The 26,512-nt window shown below is 34.7% G+C and carries 18 protein-coding genes, 1 tRNA gene and 3 pseudogenes; 14 read left to right on the plus strand and 8 right to left on the minus strand.

Features of this window, described 5'->3' with window-relative positions:
* Nucleotides 1-6 precede the first annotated feature (6 nt).
* Nucleotides 7-633 (minus strand): hypothetical protein, encoded by a 627-nt coding sequence (locus tag ACFINH_RS06920; protein WP_375632487.1) that lies wholly within the window; start codon nt 631-633, stop codon nt 7-9.
* A 1,202-nt stretch (nt 634-1,835) separates the two neighbouring features.
* Between ACFINH_RS06920 and waaA the strand changes: the two genes are divergently transcribed.
* Nucleotides 1,836-3,158 carry a lipid IV(A) 3-deoxy-D-manno-octulosonic acid transferase gene (waaA, locus tag ACFINH_RS06925; protein ID WP_375632488.1) on the plus strand — a complete coding sequence of 441 codons (1,323 nt, stop codon included), beginning with the start codon at nt 1,836-1,838 and terminating at the stop codon, nt 3,156-3,158.
* Nucleotides 3,148-4,188 (plus strand): tetraacyldisaccharide 4'-kinase, encoded by a 1,041-nt coding sequence (lpxK, locus tag ACFINH_RS06930; protein WP_375632489.1) that lies wholly within the window; start codon nt 3,148-3,150, stop codon nt 4,186-4,188. The genes waaA and lpxK overlap by 11 nt, the downstream gene beginning before the upstream one ends.
* 19 nt (nt 4,189-4,207) lie before the next feature.
* On the opposite strand, the gene ACFINH_RS06935 is transcribed toward lpxK, so the two are convergent.
* Both ACFINH_RS06935 and mutL read right to left on the minus strand, forming a co-directional pair.
* Nucleotides 4,208-4,444 (minus strand): DUF2093 domain-containing protein, encoded by a 237-nt coding sequence (locus tag ACFINH_RS06935; RefSeq protein WP_375612380.1) that lies wholly within the window; start codon nt 4,442-4,444, stop codon nt 4,208-4,210.
* A gap of 109 nt (nt 4,445-4,553) precedes the next feature.
* Nucleotides 4,554-6,407 (minus strand): DNA mismatch repair endonuclease MutL, encoded by a 1,854-nt coding sequence (mutL, locus tag ACFINH_RS06940; protein ID WP_375613514.1) that lies wholly within the window; start codon nt 6,405-6,407, stop codon nt 4,554-4,556.
* A gap of 238 nt (nt 6,408-6,645) precedes the next feature.
* Here mutL and ACFINH_RS06945 point away from each other — a divergent pair, with 238 nt between their 5' ends.
* Nucleotides 6,646-7,734, plus strand: a complete 1,089-nt coding sequence (locus tag ACFINH_RS06945) for a 2'-deoxycytidine 5'-triphosphate deaminase (RefSeq protein ID WP_375632490.1) — start codon at nt 6,646-6,648, stop codon at nt 7,732-7,734.
* A 1,149-nt stretch (nt 7,735-8,883) separates the two neighbouring features.
* Nucleotides 8,884-10,035 carry an FMN-dependent L-lactate dehydrogenase LldD gene (gene lldD / locus ACFINH_RS06950; protein WP_375632491.1) on the plus strand — a complete coding sequence of 384 codons (1,152 nt, stop codon included), beginning with the start codon at nt 8,884-8,886 and terminating at the stop codon, nt 10,033-10,035.
* A gap of 1,156 nt (nt 10,036-11,191) precedes the next feature.
* Here the strand turns inward: lldD and ACFINH_RS06955 are convergent.
* Nucleotides 11,192-11,317 carry a hypothetical protein gene (locus tag ACFINH_RS06955; RefSeq protein ID WP_375612384.1) on the minus strand — a complete coding sequence of 42 codons (126 nt, stop codon included), beginning with the start codon at nt 11,315-11,317 and terminating at the stop codon, nt 11,192-11,194.
* A gap of 342 nt (nt 11,318-11,659) precedes the next feature.
* Here ACFINH_RS06955 and ACFINH_RS06960 point away from each other — a divergent pair, with 342 nt between their 5' ends.
* Together ACFINH_RS06960 and ACFINH_RS06965 are read left to right on the plus strand one after the other, a co-directional pair.
* Nucleotides 11,660-11,989 carry a hypothetical protein gene (locus tag ACFINH_RS06960; RefSeq protein WP_375632492.1) on the plus strand — a complete coding sequence of 110 codons (330 nt, stop codon included), beginning with the start codon at nt 11,660-11,662 and terminating at the stop codon, nt 11,987-11,989.
* 730 nt (nt 11,990-12,719) lie between these two features.
* Nucleotides 12,720-13,153 (plus strand): annotated as a pseudogene (locus ACFINH_RS06965) (integrase); the annotation flags it as partial.
* A gap of 635 nt (nt 13,154-13,788) precedes the next feature.
* On the opposite strand, the gene ACFINH_RS06970 reads toward ACFINH_RS06965, so the two are convergent.
* A complete protein-coding gene (locus ACFINH_RS06970) occupies nt 13,789-14,016 on the minus strand; it encodes a hypothetical protein (RefSeq protein ID WP_375618608.1) in 228 nt (75 codons plus the stop codon).
* Entirely contained in the window at nt 14,013-14,675 is a 663-nt protein-coding gene (locus ACFINH_RS06975; protein WP_375612387.1) for a lysozyme, read from the minus strand. The genes ACFINH_RS06970 and ACFINH_RS06975 overlap by 4 nt, the downstream gene beginning before the upstream one ends.
* Before the next feature lie 1,027 nt (nt 14,676-15,702).
* On the opposite strand from ACFINH_RS06975, the gene ACFINH_RS06980 reads away from it, so the two are divergent.
* On the plus strand, nt 15,703-15,903 hold the full coding sequence (locus ACFINH_RS06980) for a helix-turn-helix transcriptional regulator (protein ID WP_375632493.1): 201 nt from the start codon (nt 15,703-15,705) through the stop codon (nt 15,901-15,903).
* A gap of 82 nt (nt 15,904-15,985) precedes the next feature.
* On the opposite strand, the gene ACFINH_RS06985 is transcribed toward ACFINH_RS06980, so the two are convergent.
* Nucleotides 15,986-16,061 (minus strand) — tRNA-Thr (locus tag ACFINH_RS06985).
* Nucleotides 16,062-16,515: 454 nt separating this feature from the next.
* On the opposite strand from ACFINH_RS06985, the gene ACFINH_RS06990 reads away from it, so the two are divergent.
* The 7 genes and pseudogenes from ACFINH_RS06990 to ACFINH_RS07020 form a co-directional block, all read left to right on the plus strand.
* Complete coding sequence (locus ACFINH_RS06990) at nt 16,516-16,692, plus strand: SlyX family protein (RefSeq protein WP_375612388.1); 177 nt, start codon at nt 16,516-16,518, stop codon at nt 16,690-16,692.
* A 1,032-nt stretch (nt 16,693-17,724) separates the two neighbouring features.
* Nucleotides 17,725-19,152 (plus strand): amino acid permease, encoded by a 1,428-nt coding sequence (locus ACFINH_RS06995; RefSeq protein ID WP_375632497.1) that lies wholly within the window; start codon nt 17,725-17,727, stop codon nt 19,150-19,152.
* A gap of 40 nt (nt 19,153-19,192) precedes the next feature.
* Nucleotides 19,193-19,873 (plus strand): energy-coupling factor ABC transporter ATP-binding protein, encoded by a 681-nt coding sequence (locus ACFINH_RS07000; RefSeq protein WP_375618715.1) that lies wholly within the window; start codon nt 19,193-19,195, stop codon nt 19,871-19,873.
* Entirely contained in the window at nt 19,870-20,508 is a 639-nt protein-coding gene (locus tag ACFINH_RS07005) for an energy-coupling factor transporter transmembrane component T family protein (RefSeq protein ID WP_375632494.1), read from the plus strand. The genes ACFINH_RS07000 and ACFINH_RS07005 overlap by 4 nt, the downstream gene beginning before the upstream one ends.
* A 15-nt stretch (nt 20,509-20,523) precedes the next feature.
* Nucleotides 20,524-21,081 (plus strand): biotin transporter BioY, encoded by a 558-nt coding sequence (locus ACFINH_RS07010; RefSeq protein WP_375632495.1) that lies wholly within the window; start codon nt 20,524-20,526, stop codon nt 21,079-21,081.
* 249 nt (nt 21,082-21,330) lie between these two features.
* On the plus strand, nt 21,331-21,897 hold the full coding sequence (locus ACFINH_RS07015; RefSeq protein WP_375629706.1) for a biotin transporter BioY: 567 nt from the start codon (nt 21,331-21,333) through the stop codon (nt 21,895-21,897).
* 948 nt (nt 21,898-22,845) lie between these two features.
* Nucleotides 22,846-22,896 (plus strand): annotated as a pseudogene (locus ACFINH_RS07020) (hypothetical protein); the annotation flags it as partial.
* Nucleotides 22,897-23,517: 621 nt separating this feature from the next.
* On the opposite strand, the pseudogene ACFINH_RS07025 reads toward ACFINH_RS07020, so the two are convergent.
* Nucleotides 23,518-26,122: pseudogene (locus ACFINH_RS07025) on the minus strand (DEAD/DEAH box helicase family protein); the annotation flags it as partial.
* Between the last annotated feature and the right edge of the window lie 390 nt (nt 26,123-26,512).

The raw sequence follows: 26,512 nt of genomic DNA on the forward strand, positions 1-26,512 counted from the left end.
TGCCCCTTACAGATATTGTGGCTTCCCTAAAACCAAGCTGCTTGCGCCACCGCCCATACCAAATGAGTTTTTCAATGCGTATTTAAGCGGTCGGTACTGATGCTCCCTCACAAGCGCAATACCAGCGGGCAATTGAGGATCGATTTCATCACAATTCAAAATTTTGGGCAAAACATTGTTCCGAAAAGAAACCAGTACACCCAAAATTTCCATCGCACCGGCAGCAGCAATCAGATGCCCGTGCCAAGATTTTGTCGCCACAATCGCCGGGTTGTGCGCGCCAAAAACCGTTCTGATTGCACTGGCTTCGTGCTGATCATTTTGTACTGTCGATGTCCCATGTGCATTCACAAAATCAATAGCGGTACGGTCAACATCCGCATGTTCGATGGCCCGCTCCATCGACAGTTGCATTTCGAGATCATCTTTATGCGGCGCTACAATATGCTGTGCGCAAAGTGCACCGCCGTAACCCAATAAATAGGCCAACGGCTCACGCTGCCGCGCCAATACGTTAGATAATTTTTCAATAACAAACAGACCTGCGCCCTCCGCTAAAACAAATCCGCTACGATGCCGGTCAAAAGGCCGCGAACGCCGTGGTCCACTGTAGTTTTGATCAGTCGATATCACTCCCATTCCTTCTAATCGTGCAAGGTAAAAAATCCATTATTGCACCACCATCTTTACGCTTAATAAAAATGCAAGACAGTTTCTATCAACCTATTTACAACAGCAATATTATCATGACAGCTATCACTCGAAGTTTATGATTATATTGTGAATAGTCACTCTGCTTTTGAATGGGGTATGAGACACTAATGCGTTAAGATTAATAAAAAGAGTAGCATTATTAATGATAGCAATTACTACTCTGTTGAGATTATTAGCACTCGTTACTTATCTATTGGAATTTTTTCAACGAGTTATTACTATAAGCTTAGAAACCATGAAAGTCGTTAGAAACTTTACCAAAATTAGAAACTTAGAGAAACTGAATAGATTTATGAAGTTAACTTACCTCATAAGGATTTCTTGAGTACTCATTTAAAACTACAATCTATAAGTTAATCATTTTGTGTTGATTATATACAATCTTAAAAGGAATAATATATCATTGCGACCTCCTGAAAAGAGAGGATTTAAAATTTTGAAAACTCTTATTTAAATTGCTTTAAGACTTTTAAGAAATTCTCTATTAAACAAGATTAGATTTTTCTGGATTACCTTTAAGAGATTATATCACAATTTAAAATGAGAACTCTATACTATTCAAAAGTTTTTTAAGGTTAGTTTGACATATTCATTTTATTGAAATGAAATAATAGAGATTGAGCTTTCTTTTAAACACATTTTATTTGTTGTACTTATATTCGGTTGTAATGTCTATATGGGTTATTTTTTGAAAAATTGACAATACCTAACATATGTAAAAATAAGCTTTTTCTCTAAAATACCAACGTGCAAAATTCAAAGTCTCATTAAAATCATAAGAAGTATTTATTCAGTGAGTTGAAAAAATTGATACAATCTATGTCATAGGTTTATCATTTATATTTTAAAAATTATAATCGACTGAAATGTAGTTTTGTTATTTTTGAATAAGATTTTTTATAGGGTGCAGAATGAAGTGATAAAATCGATATAAGTTACAAAATTTAATTAAAAGAGATTTAAATAATGTGTATATGTATTGAATTTTCTCATGGATTAAGCTTTTTTTATTTAAGATATGGATGATATTAAAAAATATGGATGCAACCAATAGTGTTGATGAATTTTTAAACAAAATAAGTATATAGATATCTTAAAATAGCTGGATGAGGTGATTTTAAATGGTAGAATTAAAGGCACATACGGCTCTTTTAAGCTATCGAATGATTGGTTTTTGCTTATGTCCTGTTATTCCTTTTTATTTGTTCTTTCGTGCTATTCGTGGAAAAGAAGAGTGGTGTCGCAAAAAAGAGCGTTTAGGTAAAAGTTCTCATATACGCCCCCAAGGTTCGTTAGTTTGGTTGCATGCAGCAAGTGTTGGAGAAACACTTGCACTTGTTCCACTTATAAATTATATTTTATCATTGGAAATCAATGTATTATTGACAACTGGGACGGTGACATCTTCTACTCTTGTGAAAAAATATTTTGGTAATAGGTTGATTCATCAATATGCTCCTTTGGATTTAGATTTTGCAGTGCGCCGTTTTATTCGTCATTGGAAGCCTGATCTCGTCTTAATTTGTGAATCAGAAATTTGGCCTCTTCGTATTAAAGAACTTGCAAAAATGCGTATTCCGCAGATTTTGGTTAATGCCCATATGTCTGAACGTTCTTTTAAAGCTTGGCAAAAACGACGTGTTCTTGCCAAACATATTTTTAAGGATATTGATTTGGCGATTGGTCAAAATGAAAGAGATGTAGCTTATTACCATACACTTGGCGTAAAATCTGTTACATTTTCTGGTAATCTCAAGGCTGATGTTTTTCTGGTTGAAAATCAAGAATTGCTTGCACGTTATCGTAATGCTATCGGCAATCGCCCAGTTTGGGCAGCTGTTTCAACGCATGAAGGGGAAGAGGAGATTGCTTTTGAGGTCCATAAAATTGTTAAAAATTATTTGCCAGATTTATTAACAATTATTGTGCCTCGTCATCCAGAACGTTCAGAAGATCTTATCAGAAAATGCGATAATAAGGGGTTAAGTTTTATTCGTAGGAGTAGAGATGCTGTTCCAAACATGAATACCGATATTTTATGGGGAGATACCATTGGAGAAATGGGACTTTTTCTTCGCTTATCGAAAGTTTCTTTCGTTGGTAAATCGTTATGTGGAAATGGTGGGCACAATCCATTGGAATTGGCTTTGCTTGGTTCCGCTATTTTGACAGGGCCTCATGTTTCAAATTTTCAAGAGATGTTCAAACAATTTCTAACGCATGATGCAGCATATATGGTTCAAGATACAAAACAGCTTGCTATTCAGGTGTATAAGCTTTTAACAAATGAAACATTGCGGCAAGAAATGGTTGATAAGGCTCATGAAGTGGCGACAGATATGGCAGGTGCATTTGAGCGCACATTAAAGATTTTAGATCCATTTTTACAACCCCTTGTAATACAAACAGGGTTACGTCAGCGTCAGGGTAGATATGCATATTAGCGCCCCTCGTTTTTGGTGGAAAAATAAAAGCTTTTTGCGTTTTGTGTTAGCTCCAGTTTCATGGGGGTATGGTTATTTTTCAAGTCGTTTTATGACAAGACAGCCTCCCGTGATTGATCTGCCAGTTTTGTGTATTGGAAATTTTACATGTGGTGGTGCGGGTAAAACGCCGGTTGTTATTGCTTTTACAAAAGTGGCTAAAGAACTTGGTTTCGTACCTGGTATTATATCTCGTGGTTATGGTGGATCAGTTAAAGGGGTACATCTTGTAAATGAAAAATATGATACTCCATATAGTGTTGGAGATGAGGCACTTTTACTTGCACGGCATGCTTTTGTAGCTGTATCACCTAATCGTTATGCAGCGGCACAACGGCTTAAACAAGAGGGATGTAATCTTATTTTAATGGATGACGGATTTCAAAGTCGCCGTCTTTATATGGATTATGCGTTACTCGTTGTTGATGCGATGCGCGGTTTTGGTAATGGAGCTGTCTTTCCAGCAGGACCTTTGCGCGTACCATTAAAAACGCAGTTTTCTTTTATGGATAGTGTTTTATTGATTGGTCACTCCGATGCGCCTGATAATGTCGCTTTTCTTGTTTCGCGTACTGGAAAGCCTTTATATCGTGCTCATCTTAAAGCCAGTGCCTCTGATGAGGTTTCAGGAAAATCATTTTTGGCATTTGCTGGTATTGGCAATCCAGATAAATTTTTTAAATCTATTAAAGAATTGTCTGGTCATGTGGTGCAAACTTACATATATCCAGACCACTATTTTTTTACAGATAAAAATTTAAAAAGCCTTATACAAAAGGCTAAAATGCACAATTTATGGCTCGCAACAACAGCTAAAGATTATACCCGTATACAGACAATTCACATGCAAAAAGATTTGAAAAATCTTATTATCTTTGATGTGAATGTCGATTTTGTTCAAAAAGACTTCTGTCGTATGGTCCTTGAAGAGGTCATAACCCGCTTTAGAAAACGTTCCCTTGAATTTTCTTGTCTAAAAGGCAAAGGCTAAATTTATAGCTTTTGAGGGGTTATTTTTCTTTTGTTTTTAACAATTGCTTGAGATATGGGTTGCACTCAAGTTCGCGCTGATAGGAGATTTCACAACTAGCATATGCTTCTTGGCGGTGATGATTCCAATATTTTAAATCATCTATAGGGATTTTTTGTCCGCTAACAGCACAAATGGTATAGGTACCATATTCTATAATGTCATATCCGTTATTAGAATAATAAATTTTTGCTTCGCGTTCACCATTGGGAAACATTATAACTCCTTTTTACTTGATACAAGAGATTCAAGAAAAGTGCCATAAAATATATTATAAAGTCGAGAGTTAATTTTAAAATATTTTTCTTGTAAAAATGAAGAAGGGCTTATTTTCTGCCAAAAAGCCGTTCTATATCTGCTAATTTGAGTTCAATATAAGTAGGGCGTCCATGATTACATGTACTTGTATTAGGTATTGCCTCCATTTGTCGTAATAGTGTGTTCATTTCTTCGGGGCGTAAAAGGCGCCCTGACCGTATTGAGCCGTGACAGGCCATCGTTGCTGCAACATAATCAAGCATTGCTTTTAAATTATTTGTTGTATCATACTCAGCAGCCTCATCTGCGAGATCTTTAATAAGGGCTTGGACATTGATTTCTCCTAACATGGAAGGTGTTTCACGCACAACAATTGCTCCTGGTCCAAATGGTTCTATTCCTAATCCAAATTTTTGCAAAGCATCTTTATGCGTTAAAAGGCATGTTGCATCCTCTTCAGAGAGTTCTACAATTTCAGGAATAAGTAATAACTGTGAAGGAAGTGGTTTGGAATAAAGTGCATTTTTGAGTGCTTCATAAACCAATCGTTCGTGAGCTGCATGCTGATCGACAATGATCAAACTATCTTGTGTTTGGGCGATAATATAGTTTTTATGGATTTGTGCTCTGGCCGCTCCTAATGGATAAGATAACTCTTCTGATGAAGATGTCGTGCTTGGAATGTATGCATCCCCACTTGGTGTATTTAAGCCCTCCATAATAGGAGCGGCATCTTCTTTTAAATCAAAAGAGTGAGTACTATCCAATGGTTTTTGGACCATTGAAGCACTGGTAAAATGATGAGGTTGTGAACTGTAAGAAGAGAACTGGTGCGTGTTCTTAAAACTGCCTAATGGTTGTTGTGCTAATGATTGTTGTGTTTGAAATGCAGCAAGCATTGCTTCAGAACGGGTTGAAGTAGGACGAATACCAGATTGCTGCAATGCTTCACGAATAGCTCCAACAATCAAACCACGAATTAATCCTGGATCACGGAATCGTACATCAGCTTTGGCTGGGTGAACATTAACATCTACCTCAGCAGGTGGGAGGTCAATAAAAAGAATAGCGACAGGATAACGATCTCGTGTCATGACATCAGCATAAGCGCCTCGGATAGCGCCCCATAGAAATTTATCACGCACGGGACGTCCATTAACATAAGCAAATTGATGAAGGCTGTTATTTCGGTTGAAAGATGGCAAACAGGCAAAACCTGTTAAGCGCACCGCTTCGCGTTCAGCATTCAGCGCAATGCTATTAGGGGCGAATTCTTTTCCCATAATCTGCGTAATACGTTGTAATTGTCCTTGAATATTATTTTCTGTAGCAGACAATTCCATAGATGTTCTGTCTAGTCCTGAAAGAGAAAAGCGGATATGTGGAAATGCGATAGCAATTCGCTTAATCATATCGCTAATAGCATTTGTTTCAGCCCGATCAGTTTTCATAAATTTTAATCGTGCTGGTGTGACAAAGAAAAGATCACGAACTTCAACAATTGTTCCAAGATTCGCAGCAGCTGGTTTGGGTCCTACAATTTTTCCTGCAGTAACGGAAATTTCAGCAGCGCTCTCAGCATCTTTTGTTCGTGAAATGAGTTTAAGTTTAGCAACAGAACCAATAGAGGGGAGGGCTTCTCCTCTAAATCCAAGGAAGCAGATATTGTGTACGTCATCGGTAATCTTTGAGGTACAATGGCGAGAAACTGCTAAAGTTAATTGATCTGCAGGAATTCCATAACCATTATCACTCACCTTTATAAAATTTTTTCCACCATTTGCTGTAATAATTTCAATGCGTGTTGCACCAGCATCAATAGCGTTTTCAACAAGTTCTTTGACAACATTTGCTGGTCGTTCAATAACTTCACCGGCGGCGATTTGATTAATAATATTTTCGCTAAGATGGCGTATAATCATAATAAATTCTAACAGGAATCTTAAGGGTTCTATAGAAAATTATGATAACATCATTTGCGAGACATTCAAGAATAAGAGAGCATGAGAGGTATTATTTTTACAATACCTCCTATTTTATTTTATGTTAACAAGTCGGTTGGAAAAAACATAAAAATAGTTTTTATCACTTTAAAATAGCTTGCACCAGTTTATCATCTAGGTCAAAAAAGAAACAATGTAAAAAGGGAAGGCAATATATATGGCGCGTATAAGCGGTATTTTAGCAGATAGTGATATACAAGCTTTGATTGAGAATAACTTTCTCAAGGCTCAGTATCCATTTGATAGATCTCAAATACAACCAGCAAGTCTTGATCTTCGTTTAGGGGAGAAAGCTTATCGTATACGTGCTTCTTTTATGCCGGGACCTGATACAAAAGTTTTGGATAAGCTTGAACGGTTAAAGTTGCATGAGTTTGATTTACGAGGTGGAGCCGTTTTGGAAACGGGGTGTGTTTATATTGTTCCTCTTTTAGAAAGTTTAGCTTTACCAGAATTCTTATCTGCTGTTGCCAATCCCAAAAGTTCTACAGGACGATTAGATATTTTTACACGTGTCATTACGGATAATGCTCAGGAGTTTGATAAAATTTGTGCTGGTTATCATGGTCCACTTTATTTGGAAATTAGTCCACGCACATTTCCAATTTTGGTGCATACAGGCTCACATTTATCACAGCTTCGGTTTAGAAAAGGGCAAAGTTATTTAAATGAAATAGAGTTGCATACTTTGCAAAGGCAAGAAACACTGATATCGGATGATTTTCCTAATATTAGTGTTGGTGGTATTGGTCTTTCCATTAATTTAAAGGGAGACAAAAACGGGCTTATAGGTTATCGTGGTAAACATCATACAAGTGTTATTGATATTGATAAACGTGCCGTTGCCCACGTTTTAGATTTTTGGGAACCTCTTTTTGATCGTGGTCAAAGGGAGTTGGTTCTTGATCCTGATGAATTTTACATTTTAGTTTCACGAGAGTCTGTTCATGTGCCTCCGCTTTATGCCGCAGAAATGACACCTTTTGATCCTTTAGTTGGCGAGTTTAGGGTGCATTATGCAGGCTTTTTTGATCCAGGATTTGGGCATAAGGAGGCGGGTGGAAAAGGAGCAAGAGCGGTTTTAGAAGTGCGGAGCCATGAAGTTCCTTTTATCTTAGAGCATGGCCAAATTATTGGCCGTTTGGTCTATGAGCATATGCTTAATCGACCATCAACCCTTTATGGACATGATGTTGGATCACATTATCAAGCACAGGGTTTAAAGTTGTCCAAGCATTTTAAATGAGTTGGGAACCACGAATTTTGATAACATGTATGCAGAAAGCGTATTTTAGATAAAAGAAAATTTTGTGCTTCGCAAAACTGGCGTCATGCATTCTATTTTTAATTTCCAAGGTTATCTCATCTCTTGCATTTGAGAGGGTATGAGAGGCATTTTTACTTCTTTTTTCAAGAGGTTCTATCTATACGAACTCCATTTATGATGTGCAAAAGAATAGTTTTGATTATTTCATCATGACAAAATTTACAATGAAAGAATTTTACTATATTCAATATATTATTCATATTTATTATAATAAATCAATAGGTTAATAAAATTCAATATAACAGTAGCTACTCACTTTTCAAAGTAAATATGCGAGATTGGATGCTGCAATTGACTCAATTTTTCTAGAGTGTAATAACCAGTATATTTTATTCCGTATAAAAATTATCCTTAAGAGTTAATAAATAAGTTTTCACTCTAGTTTAGTAACAATTATTTTCAATAAACATTGTTCTAATTTTAGTAACTCATTTATAGCCTCAAGATATAATATTGCTAGAAAATTATTCAATTAAATATGAAGGTTTCTATTGGTATGAACATTAAAAGTTTTTATGCTTTATGTGAATTAGGCACTATATATTTTTATAAACTTTCATGAATAAGTAACAGATCTCAGTTTTGAATATTGATATAAGAAGATTTTTGCATGTATGCGACAGCTTTATTTCCAGTATTAATAAAGGATTTTTTCATCTTTTGGAGGAGATTATGATTTATACTTAATGACACTCTATATTCTTAATAACTGATAATGTAAGGATCTTTGGAGGGAGAAGCGACTTTAAATTATAACTAATTAAGCTACGGAGTAATCGCTTTCGAAGAGGGATTGCTTTAAAGAGAGTATAACATTTTAATTGCACATGAAGAATATATGAGTAGATACGTTATTAATGATACTTCATACTGTGAGATTTTAAATTTGGATAAGAGCAATAAAGACGTTGTTTTTATCAATTAGTTTTTTTAGAAAGTTGCAGTCTCTGTTGCTTCTATCTATTCAATAGAGTGCTTTGGGAGAATAGCGAATAGGTAGGTACATGGATTCGCTTTTATGCGTTTTAGGATGTTTCCTCTTTTCATTTAGGAACAATGGTGCCATCAATGATTATTTCTTCAACACTTGATTATCGTAAGGCAGCAAAGCGTCGTCTTCCTCCCTTTCTTTTTCACTATATTGATGGAGGGGCTTATGCTGAAGAAACGATGCGACGTAATTGTACAGATCTTCAAGCACTTGCATTGCGTCAAAGGATTCTAAGGCAAGTTGGTGAAGTTGATCTTTCAATCAAGCTTTTTGATCAGACACTTGATTTACCGATTGTACTTGCGCCTGTTGGGCTAACGGGCATGTATGCACGTCGTGGAGAGGTAAAAGCAGCGCGTGCCGCAGCGGCAAAAGGGATTCCTTTTACTCTATCCTCTGTTTCAGTTTGTCCTATTGCGGAAGTGCAAGAAGCGGTTGGAGGTGCATTTTGGTTTCAACTTTATGTTCTCAAAGATCGCGGTTTCATGCGTGATGCACTAGAACGGGCTTGGTTGGCTGGTGTACGCACGTTGGTTTTTACAGTTGATATGCCAATTCCTGGTGCACGTTATCGTGATGCGCATTCGGGAATGTCTGGTCCTTATGCTGGTTTACGTCGTTTTTTACAAGCTTTGACTCATCCATATTGGGCTTGGAACGTTGGTGTTATGGGGCGCCCTCATGATCTTGGAAATGTCTCTGCTTATCTCAAAAAGAAAATTGCATTGGATGATTACGTTGGTTGGCTTGGTGCAAATTTTGATCCATCAATTGGTTGGCATGATTTACAATGGATTCGCGATTTTTGGAAAGGAAAAATGATTTTGAAAGGTATTCTTGATCCAGAAGATGCACGAGAAGCAGTAAAATTTGGTGCGGATGGTATTGTTGTTTCTAATCACGGCGGACGTCAGCTTGATGGTGTATTATCAACAACACGAGCGTTGCCTGCAATTGCGGATGCTGTAAAGGATTATTTGACTATTTTAGTGGACTCAGGTGTTCGTTCTGGTCTTGATGTTGTACGCATGATAGCACAAGGTGCGGATGCTGTTATGATTGGCCGTGCTTTTGTTTATGCGCTTGCAGCAGCAGGTAAGAAAGGTGTTATGCATCTCCTTGATCTTTTTGCCAATGAAATGCGGGTAGCTATGACACTGACTGGTACTCAGACAATCAAAGATATTACACGCAAGAGTTTAGTAAATATAGATGTTTTTAAGCAATAAAAGCAATATGTTATACTTCTTTCAGAAAAAGAAAGTCTTTTTATAGAGGAGCATAATTATATATTTTAAAAAATATGTTGACAGTTAAAGTTAAATAGAAAAGATCAATAAGCTCCTCTATAAAATCACAGAAAATACTCAGTAACTACAATAATATTAAGTATTAATAATAATAAACACGAAAAAAAACAATAATAACATTGCATACATATTTTATTTACTTTATTAAAAGCTCATTCTACGGATAAAAAGGAACAAGCGCTGATATTAAAGGTAAAACAACTGTTGATATAGAAAAAATAGATATAAATAATGCTGTGAGCATTTTTCCCTCCTATATATAAAAAACATTAAAATATAATATGTTAATTACTTCTTTTTCCATATTGGCATAAAACGTAAATTTATAAAATCCATTTAGTTTTATTTTAATATAAATAATATTAATTATAGTATATAAATAATATTATTAAAAATGTCAATATGTATTTATTTTAATCTATAATTATAATAAAAAATGTATCTAATAAATAATATTTCTATAATCTATATATTATTTATATTAAGTTCATTGGATAATATATTATATGGATATGATATTGTTTTTATGGAGTACATTTTTAAGCAATGAAAAAATATCCGTACTATCTTTAAAAAAGCTCGTTTACTGAGAGCAAAACTGCGTGAATTAATGTGCTTTTCTTTCTTATTTTCTTGTATTCTCAATGATTTATGATGTTTTTGAACTGACGAGCATATTAGGAAGCAGTTGAATATTTTTTGTATAGTATGTCATTTCTAACACTATTTATGCGTTCTCGATTGATTTTATAACTTGTTAAAATATCAAGTTCGTTTTTATTGCAGATGGGGATGGTGGGGGGCCTAATGATACAAATTGGCATAGAATGTTTTGTTCCATAAGCGATTTAACAATTGCATCTCCAAGCTTCTCCTTTGATACTATGCTCTTCATAGACAACAACAGATTGGTGAGATTGGCATAACTCTAGCACTGATCTATTATCTCAAAGTTGAATTGTTGGCACACTTGTAAGCGTTGGGATAACTTCATGTTTTTTGAATCTCTTTAGCAACATCAAGACAAATCTGAACAGTTTCTTCAGTAGCAAGTAAGAGAACATCTTTTCCTTTTTTAAACAGAGGTTTTGCTGATATCAATTTTTGAAGCATTTTTATGAATATTCATAACAGCACGCTTTCCTAAACCTATATAAATAGGTACAAGATTACTCAGAGTAGAAAGAATTACAGTTTCCATTTGATCGAATTTCTACTCGTAAGTAATTGGATAATATTTACTTTATCGCTGAATAAAAAAGAAAAGTTTTTCTCTCTTTAAATAGAGGATGGATTGTCATCTAGCCAATAGGGATAGTTTGCGAGAAATTTGTTCGATGCAAAACGACTTAACATTGCAGTTACTTTTTATCATTTGAAGCTGTGAAAAGAAGGCTAAGATAGATGAAAGAATGTAAAAAATGATGGATACATTTTAAGATAAAAAATTATCATTCTGTTAATTCCACACCAGTTGCTGCTGATATTGGTAACAAAAGAAATTTGATCAAAAAAATATCAAAATTATTTGAGGACATTCCTCATGGCATGTAGACTAAACCTTTTTGTTGGTATGAGTGATATTTTCTTTGAACAGAAATTGATTCTATCTCCTGAAATCAGCAATAATCTCTCAGGTTATGTCGTAAACTTTTTAGGGATGTTACAACGCCACTATCGTCCTTTTATGAAAAATTTAGCATTTCAGATGAGCAGTTGTGAGGAATTTCAACGTTTAATACAGCAAGATCCAGAAACTCTCACGGATTTAGAACGGGCTTCAAGATTTTTATATTTACAGCGATTAAGTTTTAGAGGGAATGTAAATCGTACGATGAGAGTAGAAAACCATCGTAGCACGCGGGGGGCTTAAGCCCTTCCAATTTGAATGCGTGCTAAAACTTATTTTCCACTGTTTAGCAGGTGTTAGCATTGAACATTTAGACTGGTCTGATTTTATTGTGCGTTATGATCGCCTAAAAATCTTGTTTTATCTTTCACCACTTTAATTGTGGTTTTGAAGGTTATTAAAGAAAGGATTTTTATAAGCGGGAGGATTATCAGCCGATGTCTAAGCTGCTTGCATAATAAGAGGGAGTTTTTTGTCTTTAAACAATATGCTAGAAATTCAAAAAACTTTAGTTAACTTTATACACCATCTTATACAGATTGCTCTGCAAATAACACAATTGCTGGTAAGGAATGGGGCATCACCAATTTTGATTTCTAAAAAAGAAACAATACGTATTAAATAGTCTTTAACTTTACAGACTTTTTGAGAATCCTTTCAGAATCTTTTGAATAAAGTGAACTGATAGAAGATATTTCTATCAAAATATAGCAACTTTTCTAACAAGTTAGGAATAAATCTAAAAATATACATTAAATATAAAAACAGTACGATATGTAGGCAATCTGGGCTTTAGAAACAAGAATCAGAGCGTATAAAGATGCATAGAGGTGAGATTGAGACATATCATTTTTATGATTCAATAAAAAATAAAAATTAAAGAAAAAATTTTATATCAAAAATTTAAGGTGGTTTAAAAGGTGGACAGGCAATGCATGGAAGGATGAGCGAGAAGGTGAATTAGGGGAGAGCGATTTATAGATTATCAGTATCTTTGTAAAAGTATCTTCTCAAGATAAATATTGTGATGAAATAAGATTGTAGTTGAATGTTCGAAAAGATAATACGCACTCTTAATTTTTCCGTTATACACATCACAATAAAAGCCGTGAAAGGCATGGTCTTATTACAAACTTTCTCTAAAAGCAGTACATGAGTTTGCAAGATATTACCGTAATATTTTAAAAGAAGGATTTTATTTCAGAAAAAAATTATCTTAAAATAGTAAAGCAATATTTTTCAAGAAATTGCTAGGCGACTTTTGAAAGTAAAAAAGCTAAGTTAAAAAATAAAAGCAAAAATGGTTGCTGGTTTTCTCGACTGGAGTTGCATGTCATTTCCCACATAGGGAATTTACCTATAGAAAAATTAACAGCCAAGATCATTCACAATGTTTTCCCGCCGCTTTAGCATGAAAAAGCAGATACAGTGCGAAAGTATTTGCCTTATCGTACATCATTATTATAATTAGGAAGCTGAAGCAACGTCATTTACAAATCACATAAAAGCCTTACCATTATTCATTATATAGCTCCGTAGATTTCTTTTCTTCAAGCATGCCAGCTCCTAGATGTTATTTTTGTTGAAAACAGAGCCTTTGTGTATGATCAGTTCTTTGAACGACGATAGTAGTGCAATCCATAAAATCTTTTCTCATCTTCTTTTGATAGGATAACAAAGATGCCCTTAGAATACATCAATAGACTCAATCATTTTACACAAACATAATCTGTTGAATCCTTTAGTTTCAATTCAGACACCTCAGTTACTCTAATTAAATCTAATCGACCACCAGAGTGTTTTAATCCTTTAAGTGCTTTTACTTTTAATCTGAATGTATCCACCTCTTTCAAATCTTTTCATTGATTGATGTTTCAGAGGAATTATATTTTTATCACTTTATTTTCCGTTTATCTCTCCAACCACATAAACGTTCACCTTGTTCGTTATGTTTTAAAATATCTCTCGCCAAATTTGGACTAATGACATTGATATCTTGTCGATTCAAATAAATTGGCAGCCATCCAATACAAGAAGTTCGTTCATTCGTCGCGCAACCAGCTAGAAAGCTTAGTGCGCACATCAGCATCACTTTTCTTATTAATTTCATTTTCTACCTCAAGCCGTGTTGTCGCTATCTTGAAATCTTCTTTTGTTTGCTTTTGCTTCTCAACTTTTTTCCCAAGAAAAAAGGCTTTGACTAAAGCTATAAGAAAAGCTGCTATGAGCGCTGACGTCATTGTCAGATATTTTTTTATCCATAAAATCATAGACGGTGTTCCTGAAAACGTTTAGCAATGTATATCATAGCCGTACAAGCGGCTAAAACCATAATGCCTGCTAGAACCCATTGAACAGGACCATTTCCTGCAAAAAGACCTCCAAGCCCTGAAAAAGAACCTATGATTGGTGCAAGAGCTTCTACTTTGCAAATACCTGTTACGCCTTCTGGTTCTACTACATGATAATTGGGGGCAACATGAGCTCCTTTTGCCCACAATCCTGCTTCGGTTGCTCGGCGATTGACAAGACCTTGGATACGTTTTCCTCCCACTCTTGTCCATTTTTGCAATTCGGTTGGTATCGCTTCATATTCACCTTTATTAAGCTTTTTTAAAAGTGTAGAACTGCGAAATGCTGTGATTCCTACATTATAGCAAAATGATACTAATGCCGCGAATTGTTCATCGTTTAAAGGAACGGTAACGGCTTTTTCAACAACAGCTTCATACTCCCTCAAGTCCTGACAAAGGATTTTTTCAGCTTCTTTTTCCGTAATTTGCATATCTTTGTGAACGCTTGGGGCACCAGCAGCACTTGTATGTCCATAACCAATTGTCCAGACACCACCAGAATCTTCATAAGCTGATAAACGCAAGCCTTCCAATTGCTTAATCAATACAAGCCCTTCTTTTGATATTTTTCGCATTATTTTTACCTATAAAAAACTACACAAAGCAGGATATGAATTAAAAACTTACATCTACTCATTTTTAAGAACAGAACAGCGAAAGGGCATAATAAATTCAAAACATCCATAGTGGATTATTTTAAGATCTATATCATTTTTTTGAATAAAGATTATGCTAAATACTATTCATTTTGCAGCAATTGATCTCCATCTAAAGACAATAACTTTATAATAATTCCATTTATAATCAGATAGATTTCACTCATAAATTCTTACAGTTGATCCAGAATGATTTAGAAGAACTTTACTTGAAAAAACTTCAATAATTCCAATAACAAAAAGCATTTTTAACAAAAAATAAGAGACATAATAATTAATGAAATAATTAGGTGTTGATTTTTAAGTAATTTCAAAAGTCATAAATTGCACCACAGAATTTTTTTATAAAAACAAAAAAACATTATAATTTAACATTATATATCTAAAAAGTATCTTAGAATCAATAAAACATATACATAACGTGTTATACATATTTAATAAAAAAATCTATAGTTAATTTAATTATTCTTTGTTTTTTCCCCTAATTGCTTAATTTCATTAAAAAATACCTTTATGAAGGATTTTAAATAAACTGTTACATAAAAAACATAACGGATATTTCTCCTCTCTTACAGTCTGTTTCCAACTGAAACAATATATTAGTGGAGCATATTCAATATATAGACCAATGATATTTGATAGTTTTTTTAAGAATATTGTACTGTAATAAATTTGAACAATTAGTTCGGTTTCATATATTTTCTTTTTCATATGAAGCATTTGGTAGGGCGTTCGGGTCCAATGGTATCATCTTTGTCTGGTGTTGTATTGGCTACGTTTCCAGCAGCCTCTTAAACAAATCAATCAAGCTATTGAAATCTTTTTAGAGGCAATAGCACAAGAGACACAAAAGATTTTGACAAAAAGCTGCTTGACAATATAGGAAGCTCTCTCCTCCTAGCATCCCAGCCCATTCACATAACATAAAAAATAAAAAGGCAATGAGATGATATTTGATGATGGCAATAGATATGTAACAATACGTGAGTGTGCACAGCTTTTTAGTATATCCACAACAACGATTCGCAATTGGGTGCTTCAGAGGGGGCCGGAGCCATATAAGCTAGCGAGAGCAGTGAGGTGGAGAAAGAAAGAGATTTTAGCATTTACTCCAGAGAAAAATACGGAGCAAATAACAACAGATTAGATAAAATTGTATAAACCCTAGAAGGTGGTCTTCAAACAGATAATTAAAAAAATATATATTTCAATATGTTTAAGAAATAAAATGGTGCCGCATGCCGGATTCGAACCAGCGACCCCATCATTACGAATGATGTGCTCTACCAACTGAGCTAATGCGGCATAGGTTTGTAAGTCAATGAGACAAAACTAATTTGAGGGTAATAGCTAAAAGTACGTATAAAAGCAAGAATGCATTTTTTCAATAATTTATACATATGATAATAATTTGAAGGAGAATTATGTAAAAGTCAGAGGAAAGTATTCTTTGACCTTAATGCTATAAAATGCTTTTCAATTTACGATAGCACTTAAATTAAGAAGCTGGGAATGTAGATCTTTAGGATGAAAAATGGTGTCAAGATAACTTAGTAAAGATAAAAACATTTTCTGATTCTTAAGAAAGAAATTTGTTGCATAGAGTGATTGGGAAAATAAAGATCATCATAAACCTTTTATAATGTGCAAATAGATGATTAGAATTAGTTGAGAAGTTACTTCTCATTTTTATGGGAAGAAAAAGGGAGGAGGATTAATAAAATTAATCACGTTTTTTATTTTAGAGGGAGTAAAAATCATGTCGGATGAAGATCGGCTGATAGAATTAGAAATGAAGCTAGCTTACCAAGAAAAATTCATTGAGGAACTTTCTCGAGAGGTAACTAATCAATGGAAAAGTTTGGATGAGATATCTAAAAAAGTTGATATTTTAGCGAGACGATTTTCAGATTTAAAAGAACTAGAGTGTTACTGAAGCTGTTATCTTACCATTTTCTCAATAGGGAGAAGGTGCGAAATATTTTTTATCACAATTGCAATTATTTACAGATAAGTCTTTATTTCACGCATTTTGTTAGACTTGTAGAATAATTTTTATAAGCTTCTTCATTAATTTTAATAAGTTCCAATCTTATAAGGAGAGCTGATATTAGAAGACGTTTTTTTATGTGGGGTTTCTAGTACGAAAATTAAGAAAAGTTTTTGTAGAGTATTAAATAAGCAGCTATAGAAAAATATATGAACTGCAATATTTTAAGTTTTTTCTGTACAGAGTTTTCTTATAGATGGGAGGTAGATTTATTCGCTAATTTTTTTTAAATTGATACAAATAAAGTGATGTTATCGTTATCTATAGAAATCATAAGTGAGCGCCTATATTTATAATGAAGCGTTTTAATTTTTTCTGATGATCAAGTGATCTTCAGTTGTTTTAATAGAGTGAGGGGTTTTAAGCGACATCGATTATGTTATAGTACAGAGGGCTCTAGAAGTTTTTTTAAAGATCAAATGTACTCTTCGTTATATGTATATGATATTTTGTGAAAAGGCTTTTGTTTTTCGTAATTTAAGATACAAAATACTATTGCTAAAGCACCAAAGATAGACCATGCGGGTAAATAAGTGAGAGTAATGCAAATTGAGGACAGAAAATCAGGCATTACCTTGCATAGAGATTGATTAAGGTGATAGATATCTGTTTGCAGAAGGCTTGTTAAAATTTTATTAAAGGGGGTTGTTGTCCAATGTGATGTGATTACAGAGTGTGCGTTATCAATGACCAATGCTATAATGGTTAGTGTAACGAAAATGAAGGACATTAATTTAAATAAAGGGTGGAGCATATTTTTTCTTAAAACTTCAACGGGACATACGTATAATGCACAAAAAAATAAGGAGTTGCATTATGATAAGAAAATAAGTTTACGTTTGTTTTGTGTTTTTTGAAAGAGGTGCCTAATTTTTCAATAAAAGTTGAGGTTAAGTTCAACAAAAGTAGTGAGGCATGATGTCTGAAAAAAAGCACGAGGAATTGAAGCGTAGCCTTCAAAATCGCCATATTCAAATGATTGCTTTGGGTGGGGTTATTGGGACAGGACTTTTTTATGGGTCAACCGAGGCAATTCAATTAGCTGGTCCCTCAGTTATTTTATCTTATCTTGTAGGCGGGCTTATTATGTATTTCATTATGCGAATGCTTGGTGAAATGTCAGTAGAAGAACCGTCTTCAGGAGCATTTAGTTTTTTTGCTTATAAATATTGGGGGAGATTAGCTGGTTTCATAACAGGTTGGAATTATTGGTTTCTTTATATTCTTGTGAGCATGGCTGAACTTACAGTGATAGGGTTTTACCTTGATCATTGGATTTTGATTGATCATTGGAAGACATCTTTCATTGTTCTTTTATTTGTTACATTTGTTAATTTGTTTAATGTTCGTTTTTATGGAGAATTTGAATTTGCTTGCGCTTTGATCAAAGTGGCTGCTGTTATTGGTATGATTATTTTTGGAATTTTTCTCATTGTCACTGGACTAGGGGAAAATCAAGCGAATATTCATTATCTTTGGGACCATGGCGGTTTTTTCCCTTATGGAGCAGTAGGGGTTGTTTTAGCAACTTCTGTAGTAATGTTTTCTTTTGGAGGAACGGAGCTTATTGGTATTGCTGCTGGAGAGGCATCTAATCCACAAAAAACAATTCCAGCGGCTATTCGTCAAGTTATGTGGAGGATTATAATTTTTTATATTGGTTCTATCAGCATTATTATGATAATCAGCCCTTGGAATATGATTGGAAAAAATGGTAGTCCTTTTGTCACAATTTTCGAGACTATAGGAATTCCTGCTGCTGGTCATATTTTGAATTTTGTGGTGATTATGGCTGCTATTTCTGTTTACAATAGTGGCATTTATTCTAATGGCCGTATGCTTTATAGTTTAGCTGTACAAAAAAATGCACCACATATTTTTAGTAAACTGAGTGCTGCTCGTATTCCTTATATTGCTATCCTTTTTTCTTCATTATGTACGGCGTTGATTGTCGTTGTTAATGCTCTTGTTCCTGATAATAGTTTCATGCGGATCATGGCTCTTGCAACTGCAGCAGCAGTGATTACTTGGGCTATTATTGTTATTGTTCATTTGAAATTTCGCAATGCCCATAAGAACAGAAAGGGCGATTTTATTTATGCGTTTGGTTTATATCCTTACGCTAACTATCTTTGCCTCTGCTTTCTTGCTTTATTATTTGGCATTATGTTTGTCAGTGGTTTTGGGAAAAATGGATTGATGACTCGACTTTTTGATATGATAGGAATAAGCGTGCCTTTCCTTGAAGCATATATTCCTGTACAGATGCCTGATATGAGTTTGGCAGTCATTATTATTCCTCTATGGTGCTTGTTATTACTTTTAGGTTATAAACTGAAACGATAGAGAAAGAAGAGCTAATAAAAGGGATTGATTGGAATAAATCTTGGGGACTATAAAATTTGATGAGGTAACACAAGTTTTTGGTGATTTGTGTGTTTTAAGAAATATTACTGTACAGCTTACCGAAAAACGAATTGCTGTTATAGGTGCGAATGGTTCTGGAAAAAGTACATTTGTTCGTCTTATTAATGGACTCCAATTACCATCTCACGGTTTTGTAAGCGTTGATGGGCTTGATACCAAGCGCGATGCAAAAGCAGTAAAGCGTAAAGTTGGATTTGTATTTCAGAATCCCGATAATCAGATTGTTTTACCATTAGTTGAAGAGGATTTATCCTTTGGTCTCAAAAATTTAAAGCTTAATAAAGATGAAATTAAGGAGCGTGTAGATGAAATTTTACAACGCTATGAACTTCAAGATTTCAGAAATCACGCTGTCCATTTATTAAGTGGTGGGCAAAAACAACTCGTTGCTATTTCCGGTGTAGTTGCAATGAAACCAGACTACATTATTTTTGATGAGCCGACGACATTACTTGATTTGCGAAATAAGCATCGCGTTACGCAAGTGATAGAAGAATTACCACAAACGGCAATAGTTGTATCGCATGATTTGGAGTTTTTGAAAAAGTTTGATAGAGTGCTGGTTTTTGATAAGGGGGAGATAGCAATTGATGATGTACCTTTTGTTGCTATCAAGGAGTATATAAGAAGAATGTCATGATCGGTTTATATATTCCAAGGGGTACGTTTATTCATAGGTTAAGTCCTGGAGTTAAGTTATTATTTCTTACGGCGTGTGGAACTTTTATAATAATGGTTTCTTCCATAGCGCTTCTTGGGTTATTTTTGTTGTTGGTCATCTTATTCTATAGAGTCGCCAAGGTCCCTTTCAAAACTGCGATAAAGCAATTTAAATCGATGGGATTGCTTTTAGTTCTTCTATTTGTATTTCAAACTATTTTTAGTGGTTGGCTTACGGGGGTTGAGGTCATATTACGTCTTGTTATCCTCTTTTCTTTATCGTCACTTATTTCATTCACAACAAAAGTTTCAGATATGGTGGATGCAATTGAAGCAGGCCTCCAGCCCTTTCGTTCTTTTGGTATAAATCCATCAAAAGTGAGTATGGTTATCTCTATGGCGATCAGGTTTATTCCTCTTTTGAGTGAAAAGTTTAATGAGGTACATGAAGCACAGCAAGCACGGGGACTTAACACTAACATTGTCGCTCTTGCGATACCTTTAATTATACGGACTATAAGAATGGCGTCAGAAGTGGCTGAAGCATTGGAAGCGCGTTCTTATGATGCTGATACCATTGATACAGCATCTCATAATAATCAAAGTTTTTTATAGTGAAAGAAGAATCAAATGAATACAAAAGATTTAGTTTATATTGCCTTATTTGCCGCTGTTTATGCTATTTTGGGCCTTTTCCCTTCTATTTATCTTCCTTTTCTTCTAGGGGTACCTATTACAGCTCAATCGATGGGACCGATGCTAGCAGGGTCTATTCTTGGGGCAAAAAGGGGTGCTTTAGCGTCACTCCTTTTTCTTGTTCTTGTTGCGATTGGATTACCTCTGTTGCCTGGTGGACGTGGTGGAATCAGTGTCTTTTCAGGAATTGCAAGTGGTTATTTAATAGGTTTTCCATTTGCCGCATTTTTTATTGGTTTAATGGTAGAGTTGTTTTGGCAGCGGTTAAATTTTATAACATTATTTATAATAAATACTTTTGGTGGCATTGGGATAGTTTATTCTTTTGGTGTTCCATGGACAGCGTATATGACCAAAGTTTCTTTACTGAAGGTTTTAATGGCTTCATCAGTTTTTTTGATAGGCGATTGTTTAAAAGTGTTGATTGCATCCTTTATTGCACTCGCGATTAAAAGATCTGTTCCTCTCATTCATTCAAAGCATAATAACTAAAATAAATGTATTATTTTGTTATTATATAATATTCATATATCACTATTATTGAATTTAAATATAGTAATTTATGATGTAATTAAACATTGTAGAATCTAATATGATTCATATAAGTGATGTTATTAAAATAAATTATTATAGTATTTTTCTCTATATCTAAGGCATTTAAAGTGTACTTTTATAAATCTGATACTTTTTATTAATTATACAACAATAACGAAAGCTTTTCCCTAGTGAAGGAATAATTCAGTGAATACAAAAGATTTAGTTTATATTGCTTTATTTGCCGCTATTTACGCTGTTTTGAGTCTTTTTCCTCCTATTTATCTTCCTTTTTTGCTGGGTGTCCCTATTACAGCTCAGTCTATGGCTCCGATGTTAGCAGGCTCTATACTTGGAGCGAAAAGGGGAGCTTTAGCATCACTTCTTTTCCTTGTTCTTATTGCGATTGGGTTACCTCTATTGCCTAGTGGTCGTGGTGGAATTAGTGTTTTTTCAGGAGTTACGAGTGGTTATCTGATTAGTTTTCCATTTGCTGCATTTTTTATTGGCTTTATGGTAGAATTATTTTGGCACCGGTTAAATTTTATAATATTATTTGTGATAAATACTGTGGGTGGCATTGGGATAGTCTATTCTTTTGGAATACCATGGGTGGCTTATATGACACAGGTCCCTTTGCTGACAGTTTTAATAAGTTCATTAGGTTTTTTGGTTAGTGGTTTCTTGAAAGTGCTGATTGCATCCTTTGTAGCGTTGACCATTAAAAAAACCGTTCCTCTCATTCATTCGGAAAAAGGGGCAGTTCTGTACTGAAGAACAAGTTTTGCCAAATGTATGTAGCTTAAAAAGCACCACGGAATACCATTTTGTTTTGTCTACTTTTTATTGGTATTTTTATCTGCATAGCTCTCAGAGATAGCCATACGAAAATTGAATGTTTCGGCACCAAAATTCATTTTTGCTTTCAGGAGCAGCTCCCAAATAGCCAATTAATATCATTTTATTCAACATGCTTGTAAGTTTTATTCGATTTGCATATTATATGCATAAAGCCTTAGAATAATTTATTATTTTTTTAATATTTTTAGTTAATTAATCACTAATTTTTAAATTATTATTATATTAATTTTACAAAAACATGGATAATTAAGTGTTCATCTAAAACTCTTGATGTATATAATACCCTTATAAATGTGTTAATATAAGTAAATGTGTTAATATAAGGTATAAAAATGAGATTTGAATGGAATGAAGCTAAAACAAAAAGTAATCTTAGAAAGCACCGTGTAAAGTTTTGAAATAGCTGCATATGTTTTTTCTGATCTATTCTCCATAGCTAAACAAGAGCGTGTTGAAAATGGAGAGTATGGTTAGCAAGCTTTAGTGCTTGTGGAGTTTTTTTTTATTACTATTCGTAGTGCATACTGTCCATGACGATAAAGATGGCATAGAGGTAATCCGTATTATTTCAGCACAGAGAGCCAACTCGAAAGAAAAGAAACGTTATAAAGAAGAAAGTTCGTTATAAAATCGAGGTAGGTAACTTATCGGCTTTGACAGATGAACAGAGAGTTGAAATTGATAAATTGGCTGTAATGTCGGATAGTGCAATTGATCATAGAGATATTCTGTCACTCAATGATGAGTTCTGGAAAGACACCGTTTTCAATCCATTCTGTAAACCCATGAAAACTGTCACAACTGTGCGTGTGGATTCAGACGTACTAGCGTGACTTTAAAAGTCAAGGGAAAGGATATCAAACGCGGATTAACGCCATTTTACGTGATGCCATGCTTCGTTCAATGCACTGATTTCTCCTCCACTTAAAAGCAGGGAAGGGGGAGCCCATATTCTAAAAATCTAACTAGCTCTCACTGCAGAGTTCTCTAAAGTTCGTATTGCTTTTGCAATTAAAATTTTATAGCCTTAATTTTCAGCCAAACGATTCTAAATGACCCAGTATATTTGCGATACACTACACTCCCATAGTCACTAAGATAACTTAGGCAACATCTACCACCCGATAAGACTATAGACATTGTAATTATGTTAATTTTATGAATACCCTTAACTTTCTTTCTTATAAATATAAAATAGATCCAGCCTCAGAATTAGTTAATATCAATGATGCTGATAAATTTTTAGAGGAAGGAACATACCGTTTTAACCGTGATAATCAATGTGTTACCTTAATAATTGAAAAGTTTTCTGTGAACTCGAAGATCTGCTATTGGATTTATGTTTTAACGGGAGAAAATAGTCCTTATAATCCCGAAGTGATTGATTCTGAAAATGACTTTCAGAATATTCCTAACCCACGTCCTAGAAAATATGTTGAACAGAATAAGCAATATTTTGGAATTTTGATTCCTATAGAGTTTACTCTTTTTTCTTCAAATAAAGAGTTAAACAAATTCTTGCAGCTACACTACAAAAAAACTTTCATAAAGGTTTATAATAAGATTCTGTTTTGCATGAGTTTCGGTAATCTCTGCTGTACAGAACGTGACACTTTTGTAAAATTTATCAAGATCTTTCGTTTTCTCTTCAATATTGGTTTTATCAAGTTCTGTTAAGATTTTTTCCATGGCTTGCGAAATGGCATTGTTTTGTACAAATTCATTGCCTTCAAACAAAGCTTCAAACACAGGACGCGTGACAAGATGTTGCGCTAACATCTCAATCGCTTCTTCTTGTTTGATTTCACTGTTTAAATTGGTTTGTAATTCTTTATGAAATACATCAAAAGCATGAAAGGCTTCACTGGTTTCATCAGCAAGCAAGTTTTGGAGATGCGTGATATGGTTTTGTGCAATCTCAGCAACATTACCCGCCCAATTTTCCCAATAATCCGCAATAGCAAATTTCTTCGCAATAAGGGTTTTCAGAGCATTGGGAAACTCTTTATAAAAAGGTAATCTTCCTGTTACACTATGAATAGTTTGTGGTTCATGAGCGGCTTTTCCAATCTCAAGTCCCATATGTTCTGATTTTTCATGGATATGAAGTTTATCCTCAACCGCGGTCATGCTCTTTAAGGCGACAATCTCCAAAGAATCACTAACATCTTGCCCCAAAATCATCTGGTTAAGGGTGATTTCAAAATTCTCGTCATGAGCAAGCAAAGCATTGATCACTTGCCAGACCACCTTGTATCTCTTGTTGTAGCGTAAAGCATGCCCCAGCAGGGATCCCAACGGGTAAAATGATGTAGCCTCTTTTCTTGCCCTTTGCACGGCGCATGATACGCCCCACCGCCTGTATGACATCCACATAACTTTTACGCGGGTGTAAAAACATAATGGCATCAAGAGCGGGTACATCCACCCCTTCAGACAGACATCTTACATTGGTGAGCACACGGCAAGTATTTTCCCCCACATCTTCCTTAAGCCAATCAAGGGCTTTATTGCGTGATTTGGCACTTTGTGTTCCGTCAATATGATCAAAGGTACAGTGAAGAGGCGGGGTATCTTTATAGAGTTGATGAAGATTAAATAATTCTTCTTGTATTTCTTCAGAATTGAAGGTTTTACGAATGCGTTTAGAAGTCTTGATATCTTTACAAAATGCTAAAGCCCGCCGCATGGGATTGGGGTCATCACTTAGATCAACTTTTAGATCTATTTTAGCAAGGGCTTGATAACAACCTATGATCTTGGTTTTATCATCAAGAATAAGTTCATAATTTTCATCGGTCATCAGATGTTGAATGGATTGACTTACTTCCTCTTCATTAACACCCAAAACAATAATCTTATAAGGTGCTAAAAGTTCATTCTGAACGGCTTTTGAGAAAGTATAGGTATAAAGCTCTTTTCCATAGAGCTCTTCATCATCCATAGATGCTAGAACGGCATTGATTTCATTGGCTTTCTTTTTGGCATCATCGGTAAAGATCTTGGGCGTTGCTGTCATATAGAGGCGTTTTTTGCCTCGAATGATGTTGTTATCATGAACCTTGATAAATTCAGATTCATTGTCTTCAGTTCCCAATGAAGCCCCAGTGGTTCTATGCGCTTCATCACAGATGATCAAATCAAATTCGGGTAAACCATGGTCTTTTTGTGCATCCGAAATCACTTGGATTGAATGATAAGTGGAAAAGACCACGGTCATCAGATCATGTGAAACCTTACCCGCTTTGCTAGCCAGTTCTTTTGCATCCGTGGTAGCAGGCAAGGCAAGATCAGAGCTATCAAATTCAAGAGCATCATTTTTATTATTCTTACGACGCTTACCCACTTGTGTATCGGAACACACGGCAAAGGAACGCAAAGGCACTTCTGTATCTTCTGTCCATTCACGAATTGTTTGAGAGATAAGAGCAAGGGAGGGCACTAGAAACAATACGCGCTTGCCTTGACCCGCTATGGTTTCTGCTATCTTCAAACTGGTGAAAGTCTTGCCCGTTCCACATGCCATAATAAGCTTGCCACGGTCTGCTTCTTGTAAACCTTCACAGACTTTCTCAAGGGCTTCTTTTTGATGATCTAAAAGCTTTTTTTTGGGTTGCTCTTTAAGAACGGCTTGTCCTTGTTCTTTATACGCCCCCCAATCGATTTGACTGCTTTCCAAATCAAAAAGGTTTATGCGTTGAATACGAACCTCTTGCCCCTCACAAGTTAGTTCAACATTGTCACTCCAATCTGTTTCAGTGCTATCAACCAGAATACGACGGGTGAAGATCTTTTTGCCAGACGCTGCTATAAAACTATCAATATCTTCTTTTTTAATTATGTGAGAGGCATCATAGCATTTACATTGAATGGCAGCATAGCCTCCTTCATCACGGATTGTAGCGACCAGATCAATGCCAATATCAGTTCCATCTTCTCCATGCTCTTTAGCCCATTCCAAATAGGTTTGAACCTTTTCGTATTCTTGCTTTTGTAAAGGGTCGTTTGTCAAATAAGCCATGACAAGGTTTTCAAACATGGTTCCCAATTCACGGGGTGATTTTGCTTGTTGACGATAATATTCTAAGAGAGAGCGTAAAGTGACATGTTCATTATCATACTTAATAGATTGAAGCATAAAGAATAGACTCCATGGCAATATATTCTATTGATTAATTCCCTTCAAAAGTAATCAAAATGGAGTTTATTAAATTGATTCAAACCAAATATCGAGTGCAAAATGAGTTAAAGTCATTCAAAAGCCGATAAACTTTTTCAAAAAGTTTTTTAAAGGCTGTTTATCCACAGCCCATGAGAGAGGTCAGATCAGCAAAATAGTGAAATTTGCTGTTTATTTGATGTGTTAATTGACCTGTTAATCAAGACAAATGCACCATGGAATTTAAAACATCAGAATAAGTATTTTGATAGGTTTTATGAATTATTTTATAGATAGGTTTTGTCTGTTTTTAAAACCCCCAAAACACCTACAAAACCCTCTTAGATATATATTAAAAATTGTATTTAT

The sequence above is a fragment of the Bartonella sp. AA74HLJMH genome (assembly GCF_042197045.1).
Lineage (GTDB): Bacteria > Pseudomonadota > Alphaproteobacteria > Rhizobiales > Rhizobiaceae > Bartonella.

What these genes read in the sequence shown, in the direction of transcription:
- ACFINH_RS06980 (WP_375632493.1), top strand. Translation starts at nt 15,703, where the DNA reads ATGATATTTGATGATGGCAATAGATATGTAACAATACGTGAGTGTGCA.
- mutL (WP_375613514.1), bottom strand. Translation starts at nt 6,407, where the DNA reads ATGATTATACGCCATCTTAGCGAAAATATTATTAATCAAATCGCCGCC.
- ACFINH_RS06975 (WP_375612387.1), bottom strand. Translation starts at nt 14,675, where the DNA reads ATGCGAAAAATATCAAAAGAAGGGCTTGTATTGATTAAGCAATTGGAA.
- ACFINH_RS06945 (WP_375632490.1), top strand. Translation starts at nt 6,646, where the DNA reads ATGGCGCGTATAAGCGGTATTTTAGCAGATAGTGATATACAAGCTTTG.
- ACFINH_RS06935 (WP_375612380.1), bottom strand. Translation starts at nt 4,444, where the DNA reads ATGTTTCCCAATGGTGAACGCGAAGCAAAAATTTATTATTCTAATAAC.
- ACFINH_RS06995 (WP_375632497.1), top strand. Translation starts at nt 17,725, where the DNA reads ATGTCTGAAAAAAAGCACGAGGAATTGAAGCGTAGCCTTCAAAATCGC.
- ACFINH_RS06990 (WP_375612388.1), top strand. Translation starts at nt 16,516, where the DNA reads ATGTCGGATGAAGATCGGCTGATAGAATTAGAAATGAAGCTAGCTTAC.
- waaA (WP_375632488.1), top strand. Translation starts at nt 1,836, where the DNA reads ATGGTAGAATTAAAGGCACATACGGCTCTTTTAAGCTATCGAATGATT.
- ACFINH_RS06955 (WP_375612384.1), bottom strand. Translation starts at nt 11,317, where the DNA reads ATGGAAACTGTAATTCTTTCTACTCTGAGTAATCTTGTACCTATTTAT.
- ACFINH_RS06970 (WP_375618608.1), bottom strand. Translation starts at nt 14,016, where the DNA reads ATGATTTTATGGATAAAAAAATATCTGACAATGACGTCAGCGCTCATA.
- ACFINH_RS07010 (WP_375632495.1), top strand. Translation starts at nt 20,524, where the DNA reads ATGAATACAAAAGATTTAGTTTATATTGCCTTATTTGCCGCTGTTTAT.
- ACFINH_RS07005 (WP_375632494.1), top strand. Translation starts at nt 19,870, where the DNA reads ATGATCGGTTTATATATTCCAAGGGGTACGTTTATTCATAGGTTAAGT.
- lpxK (WP_375632489.1), top strand. Translation starts at nt 3,148, where the DNA reads ATGCATATTAGCGCCCCTCGTTTTTGGTGGAAAAATAAAAGCTTTTTG.
- ACFINH_RS06960 (WP_375632492.1), top strand. Translation starts at nt 11,660, where the DNA reads ATGGCATGTAGACTAAACCTTTTTGTTGGTATGAGTGATATTTTCTTT.
- lldD (WP_375632491.1), top strand. Translation starts at nt 8,884, where the DNA reads ATGATTATTTCTTCAACACTTGATTATCGTAAGGCAGCAAAGCGTCGT.